A 426-nucleotide genomic window follows, 5' to 3' on the forward strand; every position below is an offset into this window, starting at 1 on the left:
CCTGCTCAACCTGCCGGCCCCGGGCCGGCAGGTTGAGCAGGCCGGACGGCCCCTCGACCATCACGTCGCGCACGTCGAGATGGGTCTCGCCCACGAGCGCGATGCGTCCGACCGGCTCCGGCGTGAAGGCCGGGTCGCCCCGGGCCAGGGCGTCGACCCATTCGGCCCCGGTGCGGGTCTTGCCGCAGCCGCGGCCGCCGATCACCGCCCAGGTGGTCCAGGGCGTCGCGGTCTCGGCCGGCGGCAGCTGGTCGGGGCGGGCCTGATGCAGCCAGTCGTCGGCCAGGGCGCAGACCAGCGGCGCCGGCAGGGTCGCGAGGAAGTCAGGCAGCCTTCCGGTCGCGGACAAAGCCAGCATAGCGGCGCGCGATCTCCGTGCGGAGCGCAGGCAGGTCGGGTCCGGTCCCGCCATCGCTCCCCTCCCCC

At 75.8% G+C, this 426-nt stretch carries 1 pseudogene; it reads right to left on the reverse strand.

Annotated features, from left to right (window positions below):
• Positions 1-358 (reverse strand): annotated as a pseudogene (locus FV228_RS32745) (ATP-binding protein); the annotation flags it as partial.
• Between the last annotated feature and the right edge of the window lie 68 nt (positions 359-426).

The sequence above is a fragment of the Methylobacterium sp. WL18 genome (assembly GCF_008040015.1).
Classification (GTDB): Bacteria; Pseudomonadota; Alphaproteobacteria; order Rhizobiales; family Beijerinckiaceae; genus Methylobacterium; species Methylobacterium mesophilicum.